At 65.3% G+C, this 5332-nt stretch carries 5 protein-coding genes; all 5 read right to left on the minus strand.

Translation table 11 applies throughout. From position 1 onward, the window contains the following. The coding region (locus JaAD80_RS25085; RefSeq protein WP_180979582.1) for an MHFG family PEP-CTERM protein at nt 1-446 on the minus strand (446 nt) is incomplete at its 3' end. Between the two features lie 322 nt (nt 447-768). Further along, nucleotides 769-1554 carry a hypothetical protein gene (locus JaAD80_RS25090; RefSeq protein ID WP_102298606.1) on the minus strand — a complete coding sequence of 262 codons (786 nt, stop codon included), beginning with the start codon at nt 1552-1554 and terminating at the stop codon, nt 769-771. Further along, a complete protein-coding gene (glp, locus tag JaAD80_RS25095) occupies nt 1551-3398 on the minus strand; it encodes a gephyrin-like molybdotransferase Glp (protein WP_258003168.1) in 1848 nt (615 codons plus the stop codon). The genes JaAD80_RS25090 and glp overlap by 4 nt, the downstream gene beginning before the upstream one ends. 62 nt (nt 3399-3460) lie before the next feature. Continuing rightward, complete coding sequence (gene moaA / locus JaAD80_RS25100; protein WP_102298610.1) at nt 3461-4582, minus strand: GTP 3',8-cyclase MoaA; 1122 nt, start codon at nt 4580-4582, stop codon at nt 3461-3463. 29 nt (nt 4583-4611) lie between these two features. Next, the coding region (locus tag JaAD80_RS25105) for a chromate transporter (protein ID WP_146012529.1) at nt 4612-5332 on the minus strand (721 nt) is incomplete at its 5' end.

The raw sequence follows: 5332 nt of genomic DNA on the forward strand, positions 1-5332 counted from the left end.
GTCTGCGTGATGCGGCTGACGTTGCGGCACACGGTGGGCACCAGGATGCATTGACCCTGCACGCAATACACGAGACCCCGTTCCTGCATCTGGTCCGACCAGCCTGCCCGCGTGACATTGCGGCAGACCCGGCCCGGCCCGAAGTGCATCTCGCTGATGCGCGCATTGTAGTTGCCCTTGCCGCGGATGGCGTCGCGGCTGATCACCACGATTTCATCATACTGGCGCGCGCGCATGCGCTCCTTCAATTGCTCGCGCACCTGCGGCGCGATATCCGTGTAGCGGTCGACGGCGCCCACCACATCGCCCATGTAAGGATCGACGCCGGGGCGGTTCCAGCTGCAGTTTTCCAGCACATCGGCGCGCGCGCCTGCTTTCGCATAGGCGGGCAGGGGCGCCATCGACATGACCCCGACCAGGCACAGCGTGCCCAGCATGCCGGCCATTGCCATCCAGGAAGGTTGTTCTGCCAGTCTTGTTGAGGAAATCATATCAAAATTGAATTATTTGGTTGAGACTCGATGTTATCACCGAAGAAACTTAGATATCAACAAATAAATAAAATAATTATAACGATTGTTGTTTCGATAGATATGTTCCGTAAGGAAATAGTTATTATTTTTTCTTGTTTTCTGGTGGGCGCGGCGCGGACTGGCAGGCCGCGCAGGATGCAGGGGCGCACGCTGGCATGCCGCGCAAGGCGGCAGGGTGGAGAGGAGCGGAGAGGAGTGGAGAGGTGGCGCCGCCGGGCGGCGCCGGGCCGCGGCGTTAGAAGCGGCCTGCGCAGGCTTGCATATTGAACGCCGGGTAGCCGATGGCAGGCAATTTGTGCAGCCAGCCCAGCATCAGGGTGCGGGCGCCCTGCGCATCGGGAATCTGCCCGCCGTGTTGCAGATCCGCGGCGATGGCGGCCAGTTCACCGCAAATAGGCTGTTTGCCGGACTGCGCCGCCAGTAGCGATGCCAGCAGTTCAGGCAGTACGGCCGCCGCAGGCGCCGCCTGGCGCGTGACGCGGTACTGCTGCCAGTAGCGTTCGGCGCTCTCCGCCTCAAAGCTGGGGACAAAGCCGAAGGTGGCGGCATCGCGTTGCAGGCGGTAGACGGTGTGGAAGTAATGCGGGCCTGTCAGTTCGCCGGGAAACAGGTCGCGCCGCAGGACGTCGAGGGCCAGCGTGCCGTCCCCTTCCACGCGCACAGGGCTGGGAGTATCGAACTGGTCGACGCTGACCATGCCGGGCGTGTTTCCTTGCATCAAGATGATCTTCTGCGTGTAGTGGCGTCCGCCCAGGTGGCCGCACAGGGCCACGAACTGGTCGCTGAGCAGCGTGACGGCGGGAATGGCGCCGCAGCCCGGGCGCAAGGGCGTGTTTTCCTGCCACACCAGCGTCTGGTCGCTGGCGCGCGTGAGGCGAATGCTGCCCACGCTTTCGCCGTGCAAGTCGCCGCTTGCCTCCTCGATGTGCTCGTCGTAGCGCACCGTGTAGCCATTGCTGCGGACTTCTCCCGCATACGCCGTCATGCCCTGCATCAGGGCCAATGCCACTATCAGCTTCATATCAGTCCTCGCAACAGCACAATATCCACCAGGTCGCCGGCCGCCACATGGCCTTGTTCCGCGTGCAGAACGATAATGCAATTGGCTTGCGTCATGGAGTGCAGGATGCCCGAGCCTTGCGCTCCAGTCAAGCGCACGTGCTGGCTTCCGTCCGGGTCCCGTTCGACGATGCCGCGCTGATATTCCGTGCGGCCCCGTTTCTTGCGGATGGGGTCTTGCGCCGCCACTTGCAGCAGGAGCGGGCTGGCAGTGTGGGCATCGGCGCCCATCAGGCGCAGCAAGGTGGGGCGTGCCAGGAAATAAAACGCCGCCATCACGGCCACGGGATTGCCGGGCAGGCCCAGCAGCAGGGCTGAGTGGCCGTCGCTGGCAATATTGCCAAAGGCCATGGGCCGGCCAGGGCGCATGTTGATTTGCCAGAAAGCCACTTCACCGAGGCGCGCCAGGATCTCGCGCGTAAAATCGGCCGCACCGCTGGAGACGCCGCCCGAAGTGATGATGACGTCGGCCTGCGCGCAGGCGCCGCGCAGGGCCGTCTCCAGCGCTTGCGGGTTGTCCTTGACGATGCCCATGTCCAGCACTTCGCAGCCCAGGCGGGTCAGCATGCCCAGCAGGGTATAGCGGTTGCTGTCGTAAATGCAGCCCGGTTCCAACGCTTCGCCGATCGAGCGCAATTCGTCGCCTGTGGAAAAGAAGGCCACGCGCAGGCGCCGGCGCACAGGCACCGTGGCGATGCCCAGCGAGGCCAGCAGGCCCAGTTCGGCCGGCCCGAGTATTTTGCCTTGCGGCAGGGCCGGCTGGCCCTGCATCAAGTCCTCGCCCTTGAAGCGGCGGTTGTCGCCGGGCCGGATGCAGTCCGGCGCCAGAGTAATGCTGTGCTCGCTGGATTGCCGCACCAGCTCCTGCGGCACCACGCTGTCGCAGCCGTCCGGCATCACGGCGCCCGTCATGATGCGCGCGCATTGCCCCCGTTGCACGGGGACCGTGCCGGGCCGGCCGGCCAGGATGGTGTCGACCACGGCCAGGGTCACGGGAGCATTTCCGCCGAGGTCGGCGCCATGCAGCGCATAGCCATCCATGGCGGAATTGTCGTGCGCGGGCACGCTGATGGGCGAGACGATGTCGGCCGCCAGGATGCGCTCGAGCGCCTGCGGCAATGCCAGTTGTTCAAGGTCGGCGACAGGCGCGACGGCGTCGGCCAGGATGGCTTGCGCCATCGGCACGGACAGGCCCTGCGCCTGCAGGGCCGCCAGGTCCTCCGGCGTATTCACGTTGCCGAACGCGCCATGCTCCTGGAACAGCACTTCGGCCAGCTTCAAGGGGCCGTGCCAGGTGCGCATGCGCCGCTCGCCGGCCGCCAGGTAGGCCTCCAGCTGCGGCAGGGCGGAGGTTTTCACCAGGCAAAAGACAGGATGGGGACGGCGCACGGCCGAGCCCGTCGCCGGGTCCATCTCTTCGGTGACGGCAATGGCCAGGTCGGCATCGTTCTCGCTCAGACCGGCCGCCAGGCGCACCGCCAGGTCGGGCGGCAGCAGCGGTGAATCGCAAGGAACAGTGAGCAGGTAGGGCGTGCGGGCGTGCCGCATGCCGCTGTGCAAGCCTGCCAGCGGTCCCAGCTGGCCGGGCAGCAGGTCGGGCCAGACAGGCAGGCCAAAGCGGGCGTAATCTTCCGCGTGGGCATTCGCGCTGATGGCCAGCTGGCCCACTTGCGGCGCCAGGCGCTGCAGCACGTGGCGCGCCAACGGCTGGCCGTGCAGGGGCAGCATGCCCTTGTCGCTGTGGCCCATGCGCGTGCCGAGGCCGCCAGCCAGGACCAGGCCGGTAATGTCGTGTGTGTTGATCATGTGAGGTAGGAAAAATGGTGCATGCGCCATGGTAGCAGCGCGGGGCGTGCACCGCCCCGGATTCAGCCGCCGATATACGACATTTCCACTTTCTTTTTGCCGCGCTCAAGTGCGCCGCCCGTCAAGTCCGTCTGGCTGGTGCGCAATTGCGAATAGCGGTCGCTGCGGCCGCGCCATAAATGCGCCACCACGGTGGATATTTCCGCATCGCTATTGCCGCCGCGCAGCAGGCTGCGCAAGTCGTGGCCGCTGGTGGCGAACAAACACGTGTACAGCTTGCCTTCGGTCGAGAGGCGGGCGCGGCTGCAGTCGCCGCAAAACGCTTGCGTGACGCTGGAAATGAGGCCGATCTCGCCGCCGCCATCCGCATAGCGCCAGCGCGCCGCCGTCTCGCCCGTGTAGTTGCGATTGACGGGCAGCAAGGGCAGGTGTTCGCTGATGCGCCGCACGACCTCGGCCGAAGGGATGACTTCCTGCAGGTTCCAGCCGTTCGACGCACCCACGTCCATGTATTCGATGAAGCGCAAAATGTAGGGCGTGCCCTTGAAGTGGCGGGCCATGGGCACGATTTCCTGCTCGTTCATGCCGGCCTTGACGACCATGTTGATCTTGATGGGGCCGAGGCCCGCCGCGTGGGCAGCGTCGATGCCGTGCAGCACGTCGGCCACGGCGAAATCGACATCGTTCATGCGCTTGAAGGTGGCGTCGTCGAGCGAATCGAGCGACACGGTGACGCGGTTCAGGCCGGCATCCTTGAGCGCTTGTGCTTTCCTTGCCAGCAAGGAGCCATTGGTGGTCAGGGTCAGGTCCAGCGGCTGGCCGGACGGCGTGCGCAGGGCGGCCAGCATGGCGATGAGCTTTTCGATATTCTTGCGCAGCAGCGGCTCGCCGCCCGTCAGGCGGATTTTTTCCACGCCGTGTTCAACGAACAGGCGCGCCACGCGCGTGATTTCCTCGAACGACAGCAAGTCCGTGTGCGGCAGGTAGACGTGGTTCTTGTCGAACACGTCCTTCGGCATGCAGTAGACGCAACGGAAATTGCAGCGGTCGGTAATCGAGATGCGCAGGTCGTGCAGGGGCCGGCCCAGGCGGTCGGCGACGTTGCCGCTGGGACTTTCCAGCCGTTCGGGTATCGCCAGAGTCCCGTTGCGGGCCTCGGCGAGGTAGATAATCTTGTCAGCCATGAAAGGTAATGCCGCTTACGTTAAGTCGTTCAAGGCAGATACGATAGCACGAGGCCGAAGATGGCACAGGCGAGCAGCAATTTGATGGTGCCTACTTGATACCTGATCAGCGCCACGCCGGCTGCCAGCGCGATGGCCATCGCTACCCAGTCCCAGTGCGGCTGCGCACTTTCTTGCCAGAAGACATGGTGGCCAAAGAACAGGGCCAGGCTGGCGATGACGCCGACCACGGCCGCCGAGATGGCCGTCAACGGCGCGCTCAGACGCAGGTTGCCGCGCGACGCCTCCACCAGCGGCGCGCCGGCCAGGATGAAGATGAACGAGGGCAGGAAGGTGAACCAGGCCGTGACCAGCGCGCCGCACATGCCCGCCAGCCACAGGGGGCCGCCATGGCCCAGCACGGCCTGGCTCCAGCCGCCGACAAAACCGATGAAGGCAACAATCATGATCAGCGGGCCAGGCGTGGTTTCGCCCAGGGCCAGGCCATCCATCATCTGCGCGCTGGTGATCCAGTGGTATTGCTCGACGGCCCCCTGCACCAGGTAAGGCAGCACGGCATACGCGCCGCCAAAGGTCAGCAGGGCGGCCTTGCTGAAAAACACGCCCATCTGCGCCAGCGGGTGCGCGTGTCCGCCCGCCAGGGCCAGGGCCAGCCAGGCGAGGAAGGCCAGGGCCACGCCCAGCGCAGCCATGGCCAGCAGGCGCGGCCAGGTGAAGCGCGCGTGCGCCGGCGTCGGCGTGTCGTCGTCG

Source organism: Janthinobacterium sp. AD80, from assembly GCF_002878455.1.
GTDB lineage: Bacteria > Pseudomonadota > Gammaproteobacteria > Burkholderiales > Burkholderiaceae_D > Janthinobacterium.